A 21,555-nucleotide genomic window follows, 5' to 3' on the forward strand; every position below is an offset into this window, starting at 1 on the left:
CGGTGCACCGCGAGATCAGACAAGCACCGTGGGGCGCGTCCGGGCAGACTGCAGCGATGCATCAACGCTTTACCGCCACCACTCCGGCCGGTCGCCACCTGCCCACTGACGTAGTGACCTATGGGCCTGACATAGCCCAGGAAGATGCGCTCAAACTCCTCGGCACGGTCGAGGGCACGCGCATCCTCGATCTTGGATGCGGCGCCGGACACAACACCATTGCCCTCGCCCGCCAGGGGGCCAAGGTCATCGCCATCGACGAATCGTCGGATCAAGTGGCCGAGGCCCGCGCCGCCTGCGAACGCGAGGGATTCAAGGTGGAGATCCACCACACTCCCCTCGCCGAACTGGCCTTCATACGAGCCGACACCGTCGATGCCGTTCTTTCCGTACACGGGCTGGCCCCAGTGCAGGACATCGATCGCGTATTCCGGCAGGTGGACCGCGTGTTGCGCCCCGGACACCCGCTCGTATTTTCCCTGCCTCACCCCGCGTTCGCCATGGTGGACACCAACAACCCCGAGTGCCAAGTCCGGCGCACCTACTGGGATCCCACCACGATCGACGGCCAGGTACCCCGCACGATCCACCACCTCTTCACCGCGCTCGGCCGAGCCAACTTCCGGGTGGACACCGTGCTGGAGCCCGAGCCCATCGCGATGGCCCAGCGCAGCGAGCATTGGCACGAACACATGCGCTTCGTCCCCGCCACCCTCATCGTCCGAGCACTCAAACAAGGGATGTAATCGCCCACTCCCCGCCGAGCATCGCCATCGGATCAATCCGACGGCGATGCTCGATCCGCCCACCACTCATCGAGGCACCGCAGCGCCTCGACCTCGCTGAGGGGGCCCGAATCAAGCCGGAGTTCGAGCAGCATCGCCAACGCCTGCCCGACCTCGCGGCCCGGGGGAATCCCGAGGTGAGCCATCACGGCCTGACCATCAAGATCAGGACGGATGGCTTCGAGTGCCTCCTGCTCCCGAAGCTCCGCAATGCGAACTTCAAGGGCATCCATGCGGGCCGAGAGCATCTGGGCCTTCCGCTCATTGCGCGTCGTGCAGTCACAACGAGTGAGCTCATTGAGCTGATCCAGGAGATCGCCAGCATCACGGACGTACCGCCGCACGGCCGAATCTGTCCAAAGATCGTCGCCATACCCATGAAAGCGGAGGTGAAGGTAGACGAGTTGGGTGACCGCCTCGACGATGTGATTCGGGTACCGCAGCGCCCGCATCCGGTTACGGGCCATCCGTGCCCCCACCACCTCATGGTGATGAAACGACACCCCCCGCGGTCCGATCATCCGGGTTTTCGGCTTTCCCACATCGTGCAGCAAGGCGGCCAGGCGCACCACGAGTTCGGGTTGAGTCTTGGCCACCACCGCCACCGTGTGGGCCAACACATCCTTGTGGCGGTGGATCGGATCCTGCTCCACCTGCATGGCGGGAAGCTCGGGCAGGACAATGTCGGCCAGTCCGTTGTCGACCAGAAACCACAGGCCCAGACTCGGCTCGTTCACCACCAGGAGTTTGCTCAGTTCGTCCCGCACCCGCTCGGCCGACACGATCTCCAAGCGGCCCGCCAAGGCTTGCACTGCCGCCACCAACTCCGGCACCGGGGCGAGGCCGTACCCCGCCACAAAGCGGGCCGCTCGCAACATCCGCAGCGGGTCGTCGGCGAAGGAAATTTCCGGTGCCAACGGCGTGCGCAAGATGCTCGTCGCGAGGTCTGCGGCTCCACCGAACGGATCGATCAGTTCCGATGTCTCGTCGCTGGTTCCCGTGACGCGCAGGGCCATGGCGTTCACGGTGAAATCACGCCGTGAAAGATCCACCTCAACGTCATCGCCGAAGGAAACATCGGGATTGCGGGAGTGGGGCGAGTAGGCCTCGGAACGGTGCGTCGTGATCTCAAAGATCGTGTCGCCCTTTTTCACACCAATCGTCCCGAAGCGGGCCCCCTGATCCCACACCGCATCGGCCCACCCCCGCACGAGTTCGGCGGTGATCTCCGGTCGGGCGTTGGTGGTGAGGTCCATATCGGCCCTCTCACTGAGCGGGCGACCGAGCACCAGATCACGCACAATTCCACCCACGAGGTAGATCCGGTACCCCGCCTCCTCGAATCGGTGGGCCAGCGGACCCACACCATCGAAAATTAGGGCGAAGCGCTCAGGGATCACGGGTGAGGAGGGTAGGCGCAGAGCCCTGCGTCTTCCGAACCGATATGACCAAGGCCCCCTCAGAGCGAGGCGCCGACCCCCGATTCGCTCAGTGAGATACGCAGCCCCTCAGGGTTCAAGGACGCGGCCAAGGCATCACCGAGGCTGACCATCCCATCGCGTGTCAACTCCAGCAACGCTTGATCCAACGTCTGCATGCCGTGATACCGCCCGTCCGCCAGCACCCTGTCGAGGTTGTGAAGAAGCAGCGGATCAGAGATGCAATCGACCACCCGGGAGGTGCCCACCAAAATCTCCAACGCCGGAATCCGACCCTTACCATCAGCCCGCTCCAGTAGTCGCTGGCTCACGACGCCCCGAACGACTCCCACCAGCACCTCCCGAGCGCTGGCTTGCTCGGAAACGGGGAACAAATCAATAAAGCGAACCAACGTGTCCGAGATGTTGGCGGCCTGCATCGTGGAAATCACAAGATGCCCCACCTGCGCCGCCAAGAGCACCGCCCGCGCCGTCTCGACATCGTTGACCTCGCCCACGAACATCACATCGGCGTCCTGGCGTAGTCCACTGCGCACGGCAGCGGCATAACTGGTGGTATCGCTACCAATCTCACGTTGGGTCACGATGGCTTCGATATCGGCGTGGAGGGCCTCAATCGGATCCTCGATCGTGAGGATGTGGCATGACCGATGACGGTTGATGCGATCCACCAACGCGGCCACCGTGGTGGACTTGCCCGAGCCCGGCGCGCCGCTGATGAGCACGAGACCTGAGGCCTCCTCGGCGAATCGATCCAACTGGGGCGAGAGGCCCAACGCATCAAGATCCGGCACCTCCGGGGGTACCTGCCTCAACACCATCGCCAACGATCCCCGCTGGCGATGCACTGACACCCGAAAGCGACCAATGCCCGGCAGGCCGAGGGCGCCGCTAACCTCACCGCGCTCAGCGAGTTCCTCCAGGCGATCCGCGTCGAAAACCTCGGCCGCGAGGGCTTCCACCACACCAGGCTCGAGGGCCTCGAACGGCGCGAGCCGTAACTCGCCGTCCACCCGCACGTGCGGAACAGATCGGGGCTTCAGATGGAGGTCCGATCCCTGGACTTCACTCAGGTGCGACAACATTTCTTCCAACAGCGTCATAGGGACTTCATCGGCAGATCACCGCGCCTTCTAAACCCCCCCTTCGGTGGCGGCCCAACCACCCTCGGGCCCAGACCGCCGGCAAGCCCTCAGAGCGAGGGCGTGCACTCGGCTTGGATGCGGCTCGCCTGAGCCACCACCTCGCGCCCCGGCCCCCCACTGGTAGGCGGTTCGGGCACCAGACGCTCACCGGCCATAGCCGCCACGCACGCGGCGGCCGACAGGCGAAGGGCCTCTAGGTCGTAGCCGCCCTCCAAGAACACGATCCGACGACCCGGCGGCACAAGGGTCAACAGGGCCGCCGTGAGGTCGGCGTAGTCGCCTGCCGAGAGGCCAAGATCGGTGATGGGATCCGCCCGGTGGGCGTCGAACCCAGCCGAGATAAGCAACCAGGTGGGTTGAAATACGGCCGCAAACGGGGCGATCACCTCGTCCACGCCGGCCCGATATGCATCACCGGTGGCACCGGCCGGTAGGGGCAGATTGTGCGTGGTCCCCCACCCTGCCCCGCCCCCGATATCCCCCAACGCACCTGAGCCCGGGTAAAGCGGGTACTGGTGGTAGGAGATGTACGCCACGTCGGGATCGGCCCAGAACACGTCCTGGGTGCCGTTGCCATGATGGGCGTCGTAATCCACCACCAGCACGCGCTCACCCTGGTCGGCCAGGGCCGCCGCGGTAACCGCCACGTTGTTGAAGAGACAAAACCCCATGGAGCGCGTCGACGTGGCGTGATGACCAGGGGGCCGCACGGCACAAAACGCGCTATCGGCAGCCCCCGACATGAGGGCCTCAACCGCCGTGAGTCCTGCGCCCGCCGCCAGGATCGCGGCCTCATAGGAGTGCTCGCTCATCGCCGTATCGGCATCCAACCAACCTCCTCCCCCGGCCCCCATGGCCGCCACGCGCGCCACCAGCGCGGGATCGTGAGCAAGTTCCAACTCGTCCAGCGTGGCGGGCCGGGGCCCCATCGGCCGCAGGGCCTCCCCCAAGCCGGCCTCGTGGATGCCCTCAAGTACCGCCCGCAGGCGCTCCGGCCGCTCGGGATGAGCACGACCGTTGTCATGGTCGAGATAGCGCGGATGGGTGATGAACACGACGTCGGCCACGAAAGCGAGCGTACCCACCAGAGCCGCGCCGGTACCGTGGCGGTATGACTGGGCATCGCATCCTCGCGGGAGCAAATTCCAAACTCCGCGTGACACCCTGGCGAGGTGATGTGACTACCGCCTACCTCACTCCCACGCGCGGTCGCCCTTCACTCGCCGTCATCGAACAGTGCCTGAGCGAGTTGCCCGGTGCGGGATACAACACCGCCATCACCGCCGCCCTGACCAGCGTTGACCAAATCCCCTTTCTGCAGTCGGGGTTCAGCGTGCTCGAACGCCTCCACCTCCTCAAGCGCACCCTCTACGACATCCCCCGTCCGCGCGTGTCCAACGTGGAACTTCGCCGAACACGACCAGCCGAGCGGCCGGCCGTCCTCGCCATTGACGCGGCGTCATTCCCCCCCTTCTGGCGCCTCGACGACTCCGGCCTCACCGATGCCATTGCCGCCACCCCCTCAGCCCGGCTGGCGGTGGCCCTAACCCGCGGCAATGAGGGCACCATCGTGGGCTATGCCATCACCGGCCGGGCAGGATCCCGGGGCTATCTCCAGCGGCTCGCCGTGGACCCCGAGGCGCACCGGCAGGGCATTGGCAGCGCGCTGGTCGCCGATGGGCTTCGCTGGCTCCGGCGATGGGGGGCCAGGGAAATCATCGTCAACACCCAGGAAGGCAACGGCTCGGCGTTGGCGCTCTACGAAAGTCTGGGGTTTCGTATGCAGCCCGACGGACTCGCCGTGCTGCGTCGCTCCCTCGACGGGCCCGCGCAATGACCCGCCGGGCCTTCGGCGCGCTCGTGGTGCTCACCACGGTCCTGGCTGGTCCAACCGCACTACGCGAAGCCGACGCCGCGCCCCGCCAAGCCGACGCCTCTATCGAGCTCGTCGCCCAAACGCCCTTGGCCACCCCGGGCTCCGAGTTCTCGGTGCAACTCCGCCTTCCCGGCGTCCCCACCGACGGCAGCGTCACCCTGTCGATCCATCAGCGGGTGCGGTCCCGCTCCGAACTGGCTACCACCATCGACGGCAACGGCCTTCGGAGCCAACTGGTCACGATCGTTACGCCACTCGCCACCCTGCCGGAGGCCGCCGACGGCACCCGGCGCTTCGCTATCTCCCTGGACCCGAGCACCGGTGGAGTTGCGCTGACCACCAGCGGCGTCTACCCCCTGGAGATCAGCGCCAAGAACGCAAGCGGCACAGAACTGACCAGCCTCGTCACCCACATGATCGTGCCGCCCGCAGACGAGGCCACTCCGCTACGCGTCGCGGTCGTAGCCCAGCTCGCCGCGCCGCCGGTCGCCACCGACGGCATCACCGCCGCCATCGACACGGGCGACCTTGACGCCATCGCCGGATTAGTGACCGCCCTGGGATCGGTCGATAACACCGTTGTCTCCCTGGCGGTCACCCCCCAAACGATCGACAGTCTCGCGGCCCTGGGCAAACCGGCGGCGAACCTGCTCACCGGCCTGAAAAAAGCGGCAGCGGGGCGCCCGCTACTCCAGCGGCCCTACGTGAACATCTCCCTTGATGCGCTTGTGGCGGCGGAACTCCAGTACGAACTCCTTCGTCAGATAGAACGCGGCGACCTCGTACTCACCGACACCTTCGAGAGACCCCCCACCGAAACCACCTGGCTGGCTGGTCCGGACCTGGGTGCCGATGGGCTATCGGCCCTGCCTGGCCTCGGCGCCCGCCACGCCGTGGTCAGCGACGCTCAGGTTGCGCCACTCCCGGACAACCTCGTCAACCTCTCGCCGGCCCAGCCGTTTCTGTTGGCAGCCCCTGAGACCGAAAACGACACCGAGGTTGTCCCCTCCGCCGTTGACGCCATGGCCCTTGATCCGGTTGTGATCGACCGCCTCGAAGGCCCCGGCACCCCCGCCCTGGTGGCCAATCGCGTGCTCACTGAACTCGCCGTGCTCTGGTTCGAACAACCGGGAGTGGAACGCGGAGCAGTCCTCCCGTTGGACACGACGGTCAACCCCGACACGGTTCGAACCATCCTCACCGGACTCGATGCCGGGGGCGTGTTCTCAACCGTGAGCCTCGCCGACCTGTTTGACACGGTTACCCCCCTCCGAGACGCCCGCCGGAACCCCGTGTCCCGTTCCCTCACCCCGACCAGCCTCAACCGCATCGCCCCCTCCGAAGCCAGGGACATCAAGGCCGACCGATCCATCGTGGAGACCTTCGGTGGCCTAGTTGGAGTCACCAGCCCCCTTGCGGAGGACGCCGACCGACGGTTTCTCCTCGCCACCGCCGCCGACCTCTCTCGCGTGGACCGCCAAGAGGTGGCCGACGGCGTGGTCAGCACGATCAACGACCTCGTGGCGGGAATCACCGGACCCGAACGATTCGTACTCACCCTCACCGACCGCAAAGGCACTATCCCCCTCACCCTCCGCAATGACTCGGGGGTCCCCATGAACGTCGTTATCCGCCTGCGTAGCCCCAAACTTGCCTTCCCCGAGGGAACGACCATCCCCCTCACTTTGGTTGAAACCTCCACCCGCCTCGACATTCCCGTAGTGGCTCGGGCGTCGGGGGCATTCCCCCTCAACATCGAAGTCACCTCCCCCGACGGTCAGCGCCAACTCGTGGTGTCCCGCTACACGGTGCGTTCCACCGCCGTGGCGGGAGCCGGCATCGTTTTGTCCATCGGTGCCGGGTTATTTCTCATGATCTGGTGGGCCCGGCACTGGCGGCGCGCCCGTCGCAGCGGACGCCTCATCGCCACCCCTGACCACCCATCGCATCGCACGAAGCCTCCCACCACCGCCGGGCAGTAGGTTCTGGACGACCTCGCTCATCCAGCGCCTCAGGAGCGTTTCTCCCATGCCCGTTCGTATCGTGACCGACAGCAGTTCCGATCTCACCGACGAGGAAGTCGAAACCCATGGGGTGGAGGTGGTGCCCCTCTCGATCCGCTTTGGCGACGAGGAATACGAAGATCGCAGCGAACTCTCGGTGGAGGCTTTCTACGAGAAACTCATGGCTTCGAGCACCCTGCCCGAGACCGCAGCGCCCTCCCCCGGCAAGTTCGAGGCTGCCTTCCGACGGCAGCAGCAGGCCGGCGCCGACGCCGTGGTGTGCATCAACCTCTCCTCGGGCCTTTCCGCCACCATGCAGTCGGCCCAGAACGCCGCCCGGGCCATCGACGGCGACCTCGACGTCCGGGTAGTCGATTCCCGCTCCATTACCTCTGGTCTCGGCACACAAGTAGTGCTCGCCGCCCAGGCGGCCGCCGCCGGGGCATCAGCCTCCGAGGTGGTGGCGCTGGCCGAGAACCTCGCCACCCGCACGCACGTGGTGGGAGCCCTCGACACCCTCGAAAACCTCAAGAAGGGCGGCCGAATCGGGGGTGCCCAAGCGCTCCTTGGCTCTCTGCTGTCGATCAAACCGATTCTGGATATCTCCAGCGGGGAGGTGGAAGAGGCTGGGAAAGCTCGTACCCGCAAGAAGGCGCTTGTGGCGCTGCGAGACAAGGTGGCTGAGGCCGGCGCCATTGAACATCTCTGCGTTACCCATGGCTTGGCCCCGGCGGCGGAGATCGAGGAGATGTTGGAACTTCTCGCCGACATCTACCCGCGCGAGTCGATCCGCACCGGACACATCGGACCGGTGATCGGCACCCACGGCGGACCGCGCGTCATGGGCGTCACCTGGGTGGCGTCGGCCTAACCCGCGTCCCGCCGCCAGCGATCTCCTCCGCCACCCTCCCAGCGGTATCCTCCATCGGCAGTGTCAAGCCCAACCCCGCCCCACGGTCTTCCCGTCACCCCCCTTCCGTCACCCCCCATCGCGGTTGTCCCCGGCCGAGTGCTGGCGGGCCGCTACCAACTCGGGGAACTGTTGGCGACGGGGGGAATGGCCCAGGTGTGGCGCGGCAACGACGAAGTACTGCGGCGCCAGGTGGCCCTGAAACTGTTGCATCCCCATCTGGCTGCCGATGCATCCTTTGTCACCCGGTTCCGGCAGGAGGCCGTGGCTGCGGCCCGGCTCGCCCATCCCGGCATCGTGGCGATCTACGACACCTGCTCAGACAACGGCACCGAGGCCATCGTGATGGAACTCGTCACCGGCCAGACGCTGCGGCAACGACTCGACGACCGCACGCCCGTCGACCCCTGGCAGGCGGCCAGTCTCGCAGCCCAAGTAGCCGAGGCTCTCGACGCCGCCCATCGGGCGGGGCTCATCCACCGCGACATCAAACCGGCCAACATCCTCTTGTGCCGAAATGGGCGCGTGAAAGTGGCCGACTTTGGGATCGCCAAGGCTCTCTCGGAGGCGGACCTCACCCAACCCGGCTTGATGGTGGGGACCGCCAAATACCTGTCTCCGGAACAGGTGGAGGGGAAACCCGTCGATGCTCGCACCGACATCTACAGCCTCGGCATCGTGCTGTACGAAATGCTCTGCGGACGTCCGCCCTTCGTGGCTGACAACGACACGGCCACCGCCCTGGCTCGTCTTCAGCGTGATCCATTGCGACCTCGTCAGGTACGCCCAAGCGTCCCCAAGGTGCTGGAGGAAATCGTAGGACGGGCCATGGCTCGCGTCCCCCAGCAGCGCTACCCATCGGCCAGCGACCTGCGGGCCGCCCTCCTGGCGGCAGGCGCCACCCCCGACCTCGAAACTGACCTCACCATGACCACCCTTACTGCGGCGCCAGCGGCCGCCGCGCAGCCCGTCCCCGACACTCCCCCCGTCACTGCAGCCTCCCAACCCCGGAGCACCTTCCGAGAAACCGAACGGAGCTGGCTGGTCCCCACCCTCATGCTGGTGATCCTCGCCGTGAGCCTCGGCGTGGCCGGAGCCCTGCTCCAACGCAGCGGGGCCGGGAATGTCTTGGGCAGCGTGCGCGAGGCCATCACCGGACCCTCGGAGGGGACCTCCGGCACCATCGCCATCAGCACCGCCAAGGCCTTCGACCCGTCGGGAGACAGCCAGGAAAACGATGAGGACGCCGCCAGCGTGATCGACCTAGATCCGGCTACGACCTGGAGTACCGAGCGGTACGACAACCGCGACATCACCGCCCTCAAGGACGGGGTGGGTCTCGTACTGACGGGTGCGGAGCTGAGTCAACTTGACGACCTCACCCTGACGAGCCCCACCAATGGATGGTCGGCCAGCTTCTACGTTGCCGATACCGACCCTGGGTCGTTCGAGGGATGGGGGAACCCCGTGGCCACCATGGGCGGCATTGCGGCCGGCACCACCACCATCGACCTCAAAAAGACGACGGGCCAAGCCGTCCTCGTATGGATCACCGATCGCGGCGATGGCACTCCCGAGCCCCGGGTGACTATCGAAACCGCCTCCCTGCGTGGCGTGCCTGCGTAACCTGCGCATATCGCCGCGAACCTCGACGACTCTGCGCTGGTGTGCGCCGCCCAAGCCGGGGATCGCCACGCCCTGGACATACTCCTTCGTCGGCACTACGACCGCGTGTACGCGCTCTGCTGGCGACTAACGAAAAACGACGCTGATGCCCACGACGCCAGCCAGGAAGCCCTGATCGCCATCAGTCGAGGCATCCGCCTCTTCGACGGTCGTGCCTCCTTCTCCACCTGGGCCTATCGAGTAACCACCAACGCCTGCCTCGATGAACTTCGACGCCTGAAACGGCGGCCCAGGGTCGGCCTGACCGAGGACGTTCGCGAGTCGAAGGCCGCCGACGCCACTGGCCTCCCGAGCGCAGAGATCGACATGGTCCCCGATCGACTGGCCATCGACACCGCGCTGGACCAAATGTCCGAGGAATTTCGCCTACCGGTGGTTCTTCGGGATCTCTGGGGCTTCGACTACGCCGAAATCGCCGAGCGCCTCGAGATACCGCCGGGCACCGTTCGCTCCCGCATCGCCCGTGGTCGGGCCCAATTGGCGGGCCTACTCGATCCCCGGAACCAACTACCCGCTGGCGAACGTCCTATCTCAGACCAACCCCCGGAAACTTCACCATGACCGACCACCAACCCCTCGACGAACTCGCCTCAGCCCACCTTGATGGCGTTAGCACTGCTGAGGAAGCGGTGCGGGTGGATGCCGACCCCGAAATCCAGGCTCGCATGGCGGCGATGAGGAGAATCCGCCAAGTGATGGCCACCCCGCCGCCCCACCCACGCCAGGACCGCGAAGGAGCCATCGCCGCGGCGCTCGCCGCCTACGACGAAGAGGCCAACCCCACCCCGGACGTCACTCCGGTGACGAGCCGAGCATGGGGGCGCACCCCCATCGTGTGGCGGGTGGTGGGTGTGGCGGCCGCCGTTGCCATCCTTGTCGCCGTTGTACCCATGGTGGCTTCACTCCTTCCCTCGACGAGCGACACGAGCCAAACCGCCGCCCCCGAAATCGCCTCACCACCGACCACGGACCGCGCCCTGTCGGGACCAGCCCCGGAATCCTCACCGGAATCCTCACCGGAATCCTCTGCCACCACCGCCCCCGCCCCTACCCCCCCGGATCCGACAACCACCCCTCCGGTCGCCAGCCCGTCGTCGGATCCCACCACCGTGGCCCTTCCCCTCCCGGACCTCGGAACCTTCCCGACCGACGCCGCCGTTGGTGAGGCCGTTGACACCCTCGCACTCCCGAGCACTTCGGTGCCCTGGTACGCATCGTTGTCGGATCCCACCTCCTGTATCGACGAGCTCCTCAGCGGCCTTCCCCCCGGGGCGGTCGCTCAACTGGCGGCCACCGCCGTCGTGGCCGAGCAGGAGGTTGCTGTGGTCGCCTGGGCCGAGGACGTGCGCATTGCCGGGGGCGACTGCAGCACGGTGCGGGTGCAGAACCGCTAAGGCACGCCACCGGCGTGTCGCGCCCTTCGAGTAGCAACACCGGGGGTAAGGGTCATCTAGGATCACCCCATGGCCCGACCAGAAGCCCCCCAGGGAATGGGCCGCATCGCCCCGCCCACGAGTCACCCGGACGGCCGCGACCCCGTCGGCACCGATTGGCCCGCCCAAGCCGCCGATCAAATCGAACGGATGGTCAGACTTGTCCGGGACAACACCACCGGAAGAGCCATCACCATCGCTCGGGGGCTAGTGCTCGCCATGTTTGCGGTGTTTGCCGGCACGCTGGTGGTGCTGTTCCTCTCTATTGCCACCGTGCGTTTCCTCGTTGCCTATCTCCCTCAGAGCGCCACAGGAGAGCCGCGCGTGTGGTTGGCCCACGGGATTGTCGCGATGCTGTTCGTCATTCCGGGGCTCTGGCTAATCCGGCGAGCGAGCCGTCCCCTTCCCTAGAAATGGAACAATCGGCCCGCTCGACCGGTTGACCCACCCCTATGGCCACCCCCTCCCTTCACGACGTGATCATCATCGGCTCTGGCCCCGCCGGACTCACTGCGGCTGTCTACGCCGCTCGGGCCAATCTGGTCCCCTTGGTCCTTGAAGGCGAAGTGTCCTCCACCTCCGACCAACCCGGTGGACAATTGATGCTCACCACCGACGTGGAGAACTTCCCCGGCTTCCCCGACGGCATCATGGGCCCGGAGCTAATGGCCCGATTCAGGGCCCAGGCGCTTCGCTTCGGGGCCGACATCCGCACCGAAAAAGTGAGCCGGGTGGATTTCTCGGCTGCGCCCTACGGGGTGTGGGTGGGATCCGCCGACGCCAGCGAGCCCACCTACCGGGCCCACTCCGTCATCGTGTCGACGGGAGCGCAATCCCTCATGCTGGGGTTGCCCGGTGAGTCTCGACTCTTGGGCCACGGGGTATCCACCTGCGCCACCTGTGATGGCTTCTTCTTCCGCGATCATGAAATAGCGGTGGTGGGCGGTGGCGACTCCGCCATCGAAGAAGCCACGTTCCTCACAAAGTTCGCCAGCAAGGTCACGCTCATCGTCCGGCGCGATCAGCTTCGGGCCAGCAAGATCATGCAGGACCGAGTGGCCCACAACCCCAAGATTGAGATCCGCTGGAACAGCGTGGTCACCGAGATCGTGGGCGAGACCCGCCTGGAGCACATCGTCGTGCAAGACGTACAGACCGCGGAGACCACCACCTTGGCGGCGACGGGACTCTTCGTGGCGATCGGGCATCGTCCCAACACCGATCTCCTGAAGGGCCAACTCGACCTCGAAGACAACGGGTACCTCATCACCGGCCGCTGGGGCGGTGCCTCCACTACCAACGTGGCCGGCGTGTTCGCCTGTGGCGATGTGCAAGACCACACCTACCGCCAGGCCATCACGGCGGCCGGGTCTGGATGCCAAGCCGCCATCGATGCCGAACGCTGGCTCGAGGCCCAGCACGGCTAAGACCCGTCGTGGTGGCAACGGCACCACTAAGCGAACATGTGTTCGATACTGGTCGGGCCTGGGAATGTCGGGCCTTCAACGAGTGTTAGAGACCATGTCCCATCCCCTTGGGCCACCTACCTGCGGAGGATTCCATGACCACCTCACTCACCGATACCAACTTCGATGAGGAGATCGCTGGATCGGCGGAACCTGTGCTCGTCGACTTTTGGGCGGAATGGTGCGGACCCTGCAAAACGATTGCCCCCATCCTCGACGAAATTGCCGCGGAGCAGGTCGGCAAACTCAGGATCGCCAAGTTGAACGTGGACGACAACCCCGAGATCGCCCGTCGCTTTGAGGTCATGAGCATCCCCACCCTCATCGTGTTTCAAGACGGCCAGCCGGTGAAGCGCATGGTTGGAGCCAAGGGCAAGGGTCAGCTGCTCGAAGAGTTACAGGATCTCCTCGCCTAACGTTCTCCACAACCTTCCCCACAGGTTGTGGACAATCTCTACCTCCGGTTGAACTAGAGCTGTTGTTCAGGGTTTGTTTACCTTCAGTCAATCGTGCGGCAACCTCCGGGAATACAGCACTGGGCCAACCCACACCACCCGGGTTGCCGTCACGACTCTCTCGCGGAGGTTGAGGGTCCTGCGCCCGACCGAACGACTTCAGCCCAGTGCAGGGCCCTCGGTAATCGACCGGTAGATGCGCTCGAGGTCCTCCAGGCCACCGAACTCGATGATCACCTTGCCCTTCCCATCAGCGCCGGCCATCGTGACGCTCACCCGCGTAGCCAGATGGCGAGCCAACAACTCCTCCAGTTCGAGCAGACCGGGAGCCCGCAGTCGCTTGGCCACCGGCGTTCGCCGACTCGGCGAGTCTCCCTCGGAGGAAGCCTGCCCGGGATCGTTATGAGCCCGGACGGCGTCCTCGGCCTGCCGGACAGAGAGGCCCTCGGCCACAATCCGCTTGGCCAACACCTCCTGATACAACCGGTCCGGAGTGCCGAGGAGTGCCTTCGCGTGCCCCGCCGCCAACTGATTCTCAGCCACGAGGCGCTGGATCGACGGGGGCAACTGAAACAGGCGCAGCGTATTGGCCACCGCCGAGCGTGACTTCCCGACCTTTTGGGCTACGACCTCCTGCGTGAGGTCGAAGTCTTCCATCAACTGTTGAAACGCGGCCGCTTCCTCAAGGGGATTGAGATCCTCACGGTGGAGGTTTTCGACGAGCGCATGCTCAAGCGACAGGACCTCGTCAACCTCCCGCACCACCACCGGTATGGTGGAAAGTCCAGCTCGCTTGGCGGCCCGCCAGCGACGTTCCCCGGCAATGAGTTCGAAACGCTCATCGCCTAAAGCCCGCACCAACACCGGTTGCAGCACCCCCAACTCGGCGATGGACGCGGTGAGGCCAGCCAACGCCTCCTCGTCGAAATAGGCCCGGGGTTGGCGCGGGTTTGATGAGATCGACCCCACCGCCACCTCCTGCAAACCAGAACCGGATACTCCGATGCTCTCTGTGGGGATGAGCGCTCCGAGTCCCCTACCGAGTCCGCTTTGGCGTGCCACCACTCACCTCCTTGGCGAGTTCCCGATAGGCAATCGCCCCTCGGGAACTCGGATCGAACGAAATAATCGGTTGCCCAAACGACGGCGCCTCTGACAAACGCACCGTTCGCGGCACTACGTTTTTGCACACCTTGTCCCCGAAGTGCTCTCGCACTTCCCGTACCACCTGATCTGCCAACTTCGTGCGAGCGTCGTACATGACAAGAATGATGGCGCTCACATCCAGGATCGGATTGAGGTTCTTCTTCACCAGGCTCACGTTGCGAAGGAGCTGTCCCAGGCCCTCGAGCGCGTAGTACTCGCACTGGATCGGCACCACCACCTCGGTGGCCGCTGCCAACCCGTTTACCGTGAGGAGTCCCAGGGAGGGAGGGCAGTCGATCAGTACGAAGTCGTAATCGTCATGCACCTCACTCAGGGCACGCTTCAGGCGAAGCTCCCGACTGAAGGCCGGCACGAGTTCGATCTCGGCACCGGCGAGGTCAAGGGATGAGGGCGCACAAAACAGATTCCTCACGGACGTAGCCTCGACGCAGTCCTCGATCGGCAGGTCGTGGAGAATCACGTCATACATCGAACCCTGGAGGTCGCGGATGTTGATGCCCAGACCCGTGCTGGCGTTGCCCTGCGGATCGAGATCAACCACGAGGACGCGATAGCCGATGTCGGCAAGACAGGCACCGAGATTCACCGCCGTCGTGGTCTTTCCCACCCCGCCCTTCTGATTCGCCACCGCCATCACCCGGGGGAGTTCGCGAGCAAACGAGACTGGGGCCGTCTCTTCGATCACCTCGGAGGGAGCGGCATCGACGATGGTTCCGGGCCGGGGTGGGGGAGCGGGCATTGCAACCGGCTGAGCGGCGGGGGCGCCCGTCGACGGCTCTGGGTCATCAAGCGGCACATAGATCGGCGTCGTGAGGTCACCCTCACTCAGTTCGATCGCCGCCGCCGAGCTACGACCGGGAAGGTCATCCGTGCCCGGCAGGGGGCTGCTCATCGGCATCGCCGGGGGCGGCGGAGTCTCGGAATCGGGAGGAGCCGTGAAGGCCACCAACTCCTCATCGGTAAGCGCCGGTGGCTCATCGGGGCCAACAACGGGAGGCTCCGGGGACGGCTCCGGCCGTACCTCCCGTAGTCGCCGGAAGATCGCCCGACCCCGAGTGGCTAGATCATCGGACGGTTCAGTCACCGGTGCATCCTGCCCGCTGGACATCGGTGATGCAAGGACCGTTGCCATGTTTCAGGAGAAACCCTCAACCACCTACATCAGGCAACCAGTGTTCCACGTGGAACATCCCGCCAGCGCGCCCCGGACAGAGGTGTGGGCGGCCCGCCTGCCGTCGCCGTGATCCCTCCTGTAAGCCACGGTCGCCCTGGCCCGCCGACGCCGCCGAACGCCGGATTCGAAGGTTTTGCCACCGAGAAGCAGCCGGCAACGCCGCCATCAACCACAGGGCCGCCTGGCCCCACCCCCCGAATCCCACCGGCACCCGCGGACCCGTGCCGATGTTCCACGTGGAACGCCCCACCAGCGTGCCTGGGACAAGGGGTGACCCGGCCCGAGGATCCGACGCCGCCACGAAACCTGGGTTGGCCGACCCACTCGATCCGCCAAGACCACCCATCGGCACCATGCGGGGAGTCAATGCCAACGTGTGGCGCGGCCGGGAACGGAAGCCGCCGACCTGCCCCTGGGGTCGGCGCGCCACCGGGGGAGTAGCCCCTCGACCATGGACCCCGGACACCGACCCACTCCGCTAGGCCCTCACACCGGCTGGGCCCAACCCTCAACCATGGCGGGTGCTGCACGCCCCGCGGAGCACCCCAGCGACGTCGGGCCTGAAGGAGTTCTCCCGCTCGCGTTCGCAGTGGGGGGCTCGGCCAGGCCGCTGCGTACCAACTCCCGTACCGGCATCACCGGCGAGGCTACGGCTGTTGTGCCAGCAGGACCGCCCGACGTTCCCGGCGGGGAATCGCGCCCTCCACCACCGGCATCACGACCAGGAGCGGCACCACGTCTCCAACGTGGACAACCACCACGCGACCCCGCTCCGGCGGCAACCGTTGACCACGAAAGGCCAGCGGTGTTCCACGTGGAACACCCACCCAGGTCAGAACAAGAGTCGCTTGGCCGGCACCCCATCACGGCGGGGGTACTCGTCGGAGCAGAGTGATGCCAACTCCAGTACCTGCATCACCGGCGACGTCACCGTCCGAAACAGTGGTCGAAGTCCCAGTTGCGCCAGCGCAGCCGCCGGCCAGCGATCCTCGGCTATCGGCGGTTCACTCACCACCAGCAGTCCTCCCCGTCGTAGCAACGGAGCGGCACACTCTGCGGTAGCTGCCGGCGGACCAAAACTGCGGGCTACGACCCCATCGACCATTCCCCGCAACGGCCCCCGCCCCACTACCTCCGCCCGACCCTGTACCACCGCCGCCGCCAGCCCAAGTTGGCCGACCACCTCGTGGAGAAACTCGCATCGCTTCGCCGAGGAGTCTACGAGCACGACGTTGAGGTCCGGCCGCTCACTCGCCACGATCAACCCGGGCACCCCACCGCCACTGCCCAGATCCACCACGCAGCCCGTCACGGGACCAAGCGCTTCCAGAAAGCCCGTGGCATGGGCCAGATGGTCCTCCACCGGCCCTGGCCCCAGAAACCCAAGAGTGCGCGCCCGCAGCAGCACTTCCAGCAGGGTCATGCTTCACCCCCATCTCGCCGCCGACGGCCTGAAGAGGCGCCTGTCGCTCGACCGATCAACAACCGCTTCACTCGGGAAGGATGACCACCCGGCGGCGAGCGTCCTCGCCCTCCGAAAGAGTGCGTACCCCAGCGATGTCATTCACCGTGTCATGCACAACTTTGCGGTCGGGAGGCGACATGGGCTCGAGAGCCTGCTTCACGCCAGAGTCGCGAACCTGCTCGGCAATCTGCTGCGTGAAACGGGCCAGGGCCACCCGGCGATGGGCTCGATAGCCGCCAACGTCAACCCGGATACGAGCATGGGTTTTGCCGGGAAGGGTCCGCTGGAGCACGCTGCGGGAGAGTTCCTGCACCGCCTGAAGCGTGGCACCCTTCTGGCCGATCAGCAGCCCGAGATCCTCACCCGTAACATCGAGTTCCACCGCCCCTTCCTCGGCCGGCGTGGCCGTAACCTCGCCCTCCAAACCGAATGCCTCCAGAAGGTCGACGAGGAACCCCCGCACCACCTCGCCTTGCTCAGCCAGCTCGGTGTTGCTCATGTTGATGATCTCCTGCTTGTCGTCGATGGTGCCGGCACGGTCGCCGGACTGATTACGGGTACCACTGCGTCCCCCGGACCTCGGTGACGGCTGGTTGCCTCCGCCCGACCCCGAAGCCTTGCCCGACCCCGAAGCCTTGCCCGACCCCGAAGCCTTGCCGCTGCTTTTTTGGGAACCGCCGCCGCCTCTGGGCGCGTTCCGGCCGCCTCGGTCCCTGGCCTTACCCGACCGGCGCTCTACCTTGACTCGAGGCTTGAGTGGTCGCACCCGAGCCCGCACCCGGGCCTCGCCGCGCGTGCGGCCAAACAGCCCGGCCCGAGGTTCCTCGAGAAGTTCAAATTCGGCCTCCTGCTCATCTACCCCGAGTTGGTCCAGGGCCACATCCTTGGCCTGCTCAACGGTCTTGCCGGTTGTCACTACCCATTCCATGGTCGCTACCTACGCTTCTTCTTCTTCTTGGAACGATTGGCGTCGCTGACCGACCGTGGCGCGGGGGTCTGCTCGGCGGAAGCACCGTTGCTGCTCGCGCTGGGAGTGCTCGACGGGGGAGTGGACTTGGCGGCCGGTTTGACAGTGGATCCCTTCACCGGCAGCGCTCGCGACTGCTTGCCGAGCCGAGGCAGGAGACGTGAGGTGCCATTGGCCTCCTTCAATTCCTTGGTCTCGGCGGATGCCCGTTGGGCCTGGGCTCCCAGTGAATCCTCACCGTGGTAGAGGGTTCGGGTGATGTAGTACTGCATCCCGATCCGGTACAGGTTTGACGTGACGAAATAGACCACCAACGCAGCCGACGTCACAAAGGCGAAGAACACCATCATCAACGGCATCAACTTCATCAGAATCTGTTGCTGCTGCGGAACTTCAACCCCTGGATTCCGGCTCTGAATCTGCTTCTGCTGGTAGTAGGAGGTGAGGGCCACAATCAACACCAAACTGATCTGCGGAAGGGCGTGGGCAAAGCTGACCTTCAGGGCCGCGCTGGCGCTTTCGGCGAGGTCGATGCCGAACGACATCATCTCGGTGGCCCCGTCGAGACTCCGATACATCTTGGAGCTTTCGTCGAGGTACTTCGGATCGAAGGTTGTCTCGCCGCTCGGGATGTAGGTGAGCCCACGGAGAACTGCGAAGAGGAAGAAGAAAATCGGCGCCTGCAGCAGCAGTGGGAGGCAGCCCCCGAGGGGATTCAGATTGTTCTCTTTATAAAACGCCATCAACTCCTCATTGAGCTTCTGGCGATCGTCCTTGTACTGGGTTTGTATCTTCTTCATCTCCGGTTGCAGCCGCTGCATCTGGATCATGCTGCGGGTGCCCTTCAACGTGAAGGGCGTGGTCAACACCATTACCGAGACCGTCAGCCAGGCGATGGCGATGGCGTAGTTCGCGATGACGTCGTAGAAGAAACTGAGTACCTGGGCCAGGAACTCATAAACAGGGTCGAACATCAGTTCGCCTTTCCATCAGGAACCGGGTCCCACCCCATGCCACCCCACGGATGGCAGCGACCCACCCGTCGGAGGGACATCCAGAGCCCTCGCCGTGCACCGTGGCGCTCGATTGCCGCAAGGGCATAGGTGGAACAACTGGGATCAAACCGACACGGAGATGGGCGACCCGACATGACCCAGCGATAGCCCCGCACCAACGAGTGGAAACCCCGCGCCAGCGGGCTCAACGTGTCACCTCATCGATCGTGGTGGAGAGAGATGACACCAGTTTCGACCAAGGCATCTGTGCCGTTTCACTGGTAGCGCCAATCAGATAGGTGCCCGCCGGGAGGCGATCAGACACCACTAGGTCCCGCAGCGCAGCACGGACACGACGGCGAATCCGATTACGCACGACGGCGCCACCCACCGCCGTGCCGACAGCAAAGGCCACCCGAGGTGGGGTGGGACCCAAGGACGAGTCGGGGGCGAGGAAGGTGACCACCAACGAACCCCTGCGTACTCGTCGACCATGACGGCGCAAGGCCTGAAACGATTCCCGTTCGGTCACTCGCCACAATTGAGGACGCGGCGCACCAAGTGGGCGTACGGGCGGGGCGGGCGTCATCCTTCCGGTCCGATCGGGCCGGCTACGCCGACAGGCGCTTGCGGCCCTTGAGGCGACGGGCCTTCAGTACCGCTTGCCCAGCCCGGTCGGACATCCGGTGGCGGAATCCATGGCGCTTGGCCCGACGGCGATTGTTGGGTTGGTAGGTACGCTTCACTGGGATGGCCTCCTCGGCGGCCTGGGCCACTTGGCCCGGCGCCTGACAAAATCGAGTGGGATGCACCACCGACGCGCCACTTGTCGGCGCCACATGATGCGCGGGGGATCGTAGAGGCCACACCCCCTCGTGGGCAACCTGGGAAGCCCCTACCACATTCCAAGGGTGCTCAGGGGGATTTGGTAACGCTCTGAACAGCGTAAACACAAATTGTGGCCGGGCTCTTGCGCTGAGTGGTGACGGCGGTGCTACGGTGCCAGAACCTCATCACCACGGCTGGGTAATGGTCTCTGGATCGGCTCCTGTACCTGTGGACGGGCGTCATCATTGTGCGGGTCGGCGGGTAGTACCACCGCCGAATCCGCTTCGTCATTTCTTTTCCACAGTTGTGGATGTCCTGTGGATGTCCACCCGACCGAAGGCGCCGCTACGAGTGAACGAGGCACAGCGGTTGTGGGACGAATGCGCCGAAATCTTGCGGGCTCAGGTGTCGGAACCGGTTTGGCTCACCACATTCCGAGAAACGCGTGCCGAGTCGCTTGAGGGCGGCGTCTTGATCCTAGAGGTGCCGTCGTTTCTGGCGAAGGAGCGCATTGAGGGCCGGTACCTGTCCATGGTTCGCGACGCGCTAGCTGATGTGGGCTCCGGTGACCTCGAGCTCACGTTGCGGATCGCTCCGGCGGGACAGCGGACCGAACACGGTCTCGAACCACGTCCCACCACCATGGCCGCCCCAGTCGCCGAGAACACCAACGGGTGGGGTGGGCTCGAAGCCGATTCCTCAGACCCCTTCACCTTCGAAACCTTCGTGATTGGGCCTTCCAATCGATTTGCCCACGCTGCGGCGTTGGCCGTGGCGGAAAGACCGGCCCGGAAATACAACCCCTTGTTCATCTATGGCGATGCCGGGTTAGGCAAGACCCACCTTCTGCAGGCCATTGCTCACTACGTGAGAGTGAACTACCCCACCTACCGGGTTCGGTATGTCACCTCGGAAGCATTCCTAAATGAGTTCATTGACGCCGTGCGCAACAAAACCAACGATGGATTCAAGCGACGGTACCGAGACATCGATGTGTTGTTAATTGATGACATCCAGTTCATCGAGGGCAAGCCAGAGACCCAGGAAGAGTTCTTCCACACGTTCAACCATCTACACCAGGCCAACCGGCAGATCATCCTCTCCTCCGACCGGTCGCCTGACGCGATCGGAACTCTCGAAGATCGGCTGCGAAGCAGATTCAAGATGGGGTTGATCACCGACGTTCAGGTACCTGACCTCGAAACCCGCCTGGCCATCCTCCGAAACAAGGCCGAACTCGAAACCACCTCGGTACCGCCCGAGGTTCTCGAGTTCATTGCCACCAACATCACCGACAACATCCGGGTCCTTGAAGGAGCCCTCATACGAGTGGCGGCCTTCGCCAGCCTCACGGCTGAGGAACTTACGGTGGACACCGCCGCCTCTGTTCTGCGAGACCTTCTCACCAGCCGTCAGCCTCAGGCAATCACCCCCCAGGTGATTCTTGAAGCCACCTCAAAAATGTTTGGTATCCCCGTCGAGGAAATCATCGGGAAGAAGCGTCAACGTCCTCTCGTGACGGCACGCCAAGTTGCCATGTACGTCTTCCGTGACATCACCGACCTCAGTTACCCCGCCATCGCCAGGGAGTTTGGGGGCCGCGATCACACCACGGTGATCCACGCCGTCGAAAAGATCACCGCTCAAATGAGTACGCACCAGGCGACCTATGACCAGGTCACCGCCCTCGTGCAGACCATCCGGGCAGAAGCATGAACTGTGGGCCTGGGGAAAACACCGGGGACGAACTGTGGGCCCCCA

22 protein-coding genes are annotated in these 21,555 nt (G+C 65.0%); 11 read left to right on the forward strand and 11 right to left on the reverse strand.

Going from position 1 to position 21,555, the window contains the following annotated elements; genetic code table 11:
* Positions 1-56: 56 nt before the first annotated feature.
* Positions 57-746 carry a methyltransferase domain-containing protein gene (locus EXQ71_09880; protein MSO87812.1) on the forward strand — a complete coding sequence of 230 codons (690 nt, stop codon included), beginning with the start codon at positions 57-59 and terminating at the stop codon, positions 744-746.
* Between the two features lie 32 nt (positions 747-778).
* Here EXQ71_09880 and EXQ71_09885 read toward each other — a convergent pair whose 3' ends face one another.
* From EXQ71_09885 to EXQ71_09895, 3 genes are all read right to left on the reverse strand, one after another.
* Positions 779-2,185, reverse strand: a complete 1,407-nt coding sequence (locus tag EXQ71_09885; protein ID MSO87813.1) for a CCA tRNA nucleotidyltransferase — start codon at positions 2,183-2,185, stop codon at positions 779-781.
* A 59-nt stretch (positions 2,186-2,244) separates the two neighbouring features.
* The gene (locus EXQ71_09890) at positions 2,245-3,327 is read right to left on the reverse strand and encodes a PilT/PilU family type 4a pilus ATPase (protein MSO87814.1); all 1,083 of its coding nucleotides are present in this window, start codon (positions 3,325-3,327) and stop codon (positions 2,245-2,247) included.
* Positions 3,328-3,416: 89 nt separating this feature from the next.
* A complete protein-coding gene (locus EXQ71_09895) occupies positions 3,417-4,436 on the reverse strand; it encodes a histone deacetylase (protein MSO87815.1) in 1,020 nt (339 codons plus the stop codon).
* A gap of 44 nt (positions 4,437-4,480) precedes the next feature.
* On the opposite strand from EXQ71_09895, the gene EXQ71_09900 reads away from it, so the two are divergent.
* The 9 genes from EXQ71_09900 (at position 4,481) to trxA (ending at position 13,159) form a co-directional block, all read left to right on the forward strand.
* Entirely contained in the window at positions 4,481-5,206 is a 726-nt protein-coding gene (locus EXQ71_09900; protein ID MSO87816.1) for a GNAT family N-acetyltransferase, read from the forward strand.
* Positions 5,203-7,227 (forward strand): hypothetical protein, encoded by a 2,025-nt coding sequence (locus EXQ71_09905; protein MSO87817.1) that lies wholly within the window; start codon positions 5,203-5,205, stop codon positions 7,225-7,227. The genes EXQ71_09900 and EXQ71_09905 overlap by 4 nt, the downstream gene beginning before the upstream one ends.
* Positions 7,228-7,273: 46 nt before the next feature.
* Positions 7,274-8,119 (forward strand): DegV family protein, encoded by an 846-nt coding sequence (locus EXQ71_09910; GenBank protein ID MSO87818.1) that lies wholly within the window; start codon positions 7,274-7,276, stop codon positions 8,117-8,119.
* 60 nt (positions 8,120-8,179) lie between these two features.
* The gene (locus EXQ71_09915; protein MSO87819.1) at positions 8,180-9,784 is read left to right on the forward strand and encodes a serine/threonine protein kinase; all 1,605 of its coding nucleotides are present in this window, start codon (positions 8,180-8,182) and stop codon (positions 9,782-9,784) included.
* Positions 9,785-9,793: 9 nt separating this feature from the next.
* Complete coding sequence (locus EXQ71_09920; GenBank protein MSO87820.1) at positions 9,794-10,405, forward strand: sigma-70 family RNA polymerase sigma factor; 612 nt, start codon at positions 9,794-9,796, stop codon at positions 10,403-10,405.
* Positions 10,402-11,238 (forward strand): hypothetical protein, encoded by an 837-nt coding sequence (locus tag EXQ71_09925; GenBank protein MSO87821.1) that lies wholly within the window; start codon positions 10,402-10,404, stop codon positions 11,236-11,238. The genes EXQ71_09920 and EXQ71_09925 overlap by 4 nt, the downstream gene beginning before the upstream one ends.
* 69 nt (positions 11,239-11,307) lie before the next feature.
* On the forward strand, positions 11,308-11,688 hold the full coding sequence (locus EXQ71_09930; protein MSO87822.1) for a hypothetical protein: 381 nt from the start codon (positions 11,308-11,310) through the stop codon (positions 11,686-11,688).
* A 41-nt stretch (positions 11,689-11,729) separates the two neighbouring features.
* Positions 11,730-12,704 carry a thioredoxin-disulfide reductase gene (trxB, locus tag EXQ71_09935; GenBank protein MSO87823.1) on the forward strand — a complete coding sequence of 325 codons (975 nt, stop codon included), beginning with the start codon at positions 11,730-11,732 and terminating at the stop codon, positions 12,702-12,704.
* Between the two features lie 134 nt (positions 12,705-12,838).
* Positions 12,839-13,159 (forward strand): thioredoxin, encoded by a 321-nt coding sequence (gene trxA, locus EXQ71_09940; GenBank protein ID MSO87824.1) that lies wholly within the window; start codon positions 12,839-12,841, stop codon positions 13,157-13,159.
* Between the two features lie 198 nt (positions 13,160-13,357).
* On the opposite strand, the gene EXQ71_09945 is transcribed toward trxA, so the two are convergent.
* The 8 genes from EXQ71_09945 to EXQ71_09980 form a co-directional block, all read right to left on the reverse strand.
* Positions 13,358-14,263: a ParB/RepB/Spo0J family partition protein gene (locus tag EXQ71_09945; GenBank protein MSO87825.1), complete on the reverse strand. Its 906-nt coding sequence runs from the start codon at positions 14,261-14,263 to the stop codon at positions 13,358-13,360.
* Entirely contained in the window at positions 14,235-15,104 is an 870-nt protein-coding gene (locus EXQ71_09950) for a ParA family protein (protein ID MSO87826.1), read from the reverse strand. Before EXQ71_09950 ends, EXQ71_09945 begins: the two co-directional genes overlap by 29 nt.
* Before the next feature lie 1,267 nt (positions 15,105-16,371).
* Entirely contained in the window at positions 16,372-16,962 is a 591-nt protein-coding gene (locus EXQ71_09955) for a hypothetical protein (GenBank protein ID MSO87827.1), read from the reverse strand.
* A gap of 67 nt (positions 16,963-17,029) precedes the next feature.
* Positions 17,030-17,932, reverse strand: a complete 903-nt coding sequence (locus EXQ71_09960; protein MSO87828.1) for a KH domain-containing protein — start codon at positions 17,930-17,932, stop codon at positions 17,030-17,032.
* A 5-nt stretch (positions 17,933-17,937) separates the two neighbouring features.
* Positions 17,938-18,945 (reverse strand): YidC/Oxa1 family membrane protein insertase, encoded by a 1,008-nt coding sequence (locus EXQ71_09965; GenBank protein ID MSO87829.1) that lies wholly within the window; start codon positions 18,943-18,945, stop codon positions 17,938-17,940.
* Positions 18,945-19,175, reverse strand: coding sequence for a membrane protein insertion efficiency factor YidD (gene yidD / locus EXQ71_09970; GenBank protein MSO87830.1), 231 nt, complete (start codon positions 19,173-19,175; stop codon positions 18,945-18,947). The genes EXQ71_09965 and yidD overlap by 1 nt, the downstream gene beginning before the upstream one ends.
* Positions 19,172-19,555: a ribonuclease P protein component gene (locus EXQ71_09975; protein ID MSO87831.1), complete on the reverse strand. Its 384-nt coding sequence runs from the start codon at positions 19,553-19,555 to the stop codon at positions 19,172-19,174. The genes yidD and EXQ71_09975 overlap by 4 nt, the downstream gene beginning before the upstream one ends.
* Positions 19,556-19,577: 22 nt before the next feature.
* Positions 19,578-19,718: a 50S ribosomal protein L34 gene (locus EXQ71_09980; protein ID MSO87832.1), complete on the reverse strand. Its 141-nt coding sequence runs from the start codon at positions 19,716-19,718 to the stop codon at positions 19,578-19,580.
* A gap of 397 nt (positions 19,719-20,115) precedes the next feature.
* On the opposite strand from EXQ71_09980, the gene dnaA reads away from it, so the two are divergent.
* Positions 20,116-21,510: a chromosomal replication initiator protein DnaA gene (dnaA, locus tag EXQ71_09985; protein ID MSO87833.1), complete on the forward strand. Its 1,395-nt coding sequence runs from the start codon at positions 20,116-20,118 to the stop codon at positions 21,508-21,510.
* The last annotated feature ends 45 nt before the right edge of the window (positions 21,511-21,555 follow it).

The sequence above is a fragment of the Acidimicrobiia bacterium genome (assembly GCA_009694375.1).
Classification (GTDB): Bacteria; Actinomycetota; Acidimicrobiia; order Acidimicrobiales; family VFJN01; genus VFJN01.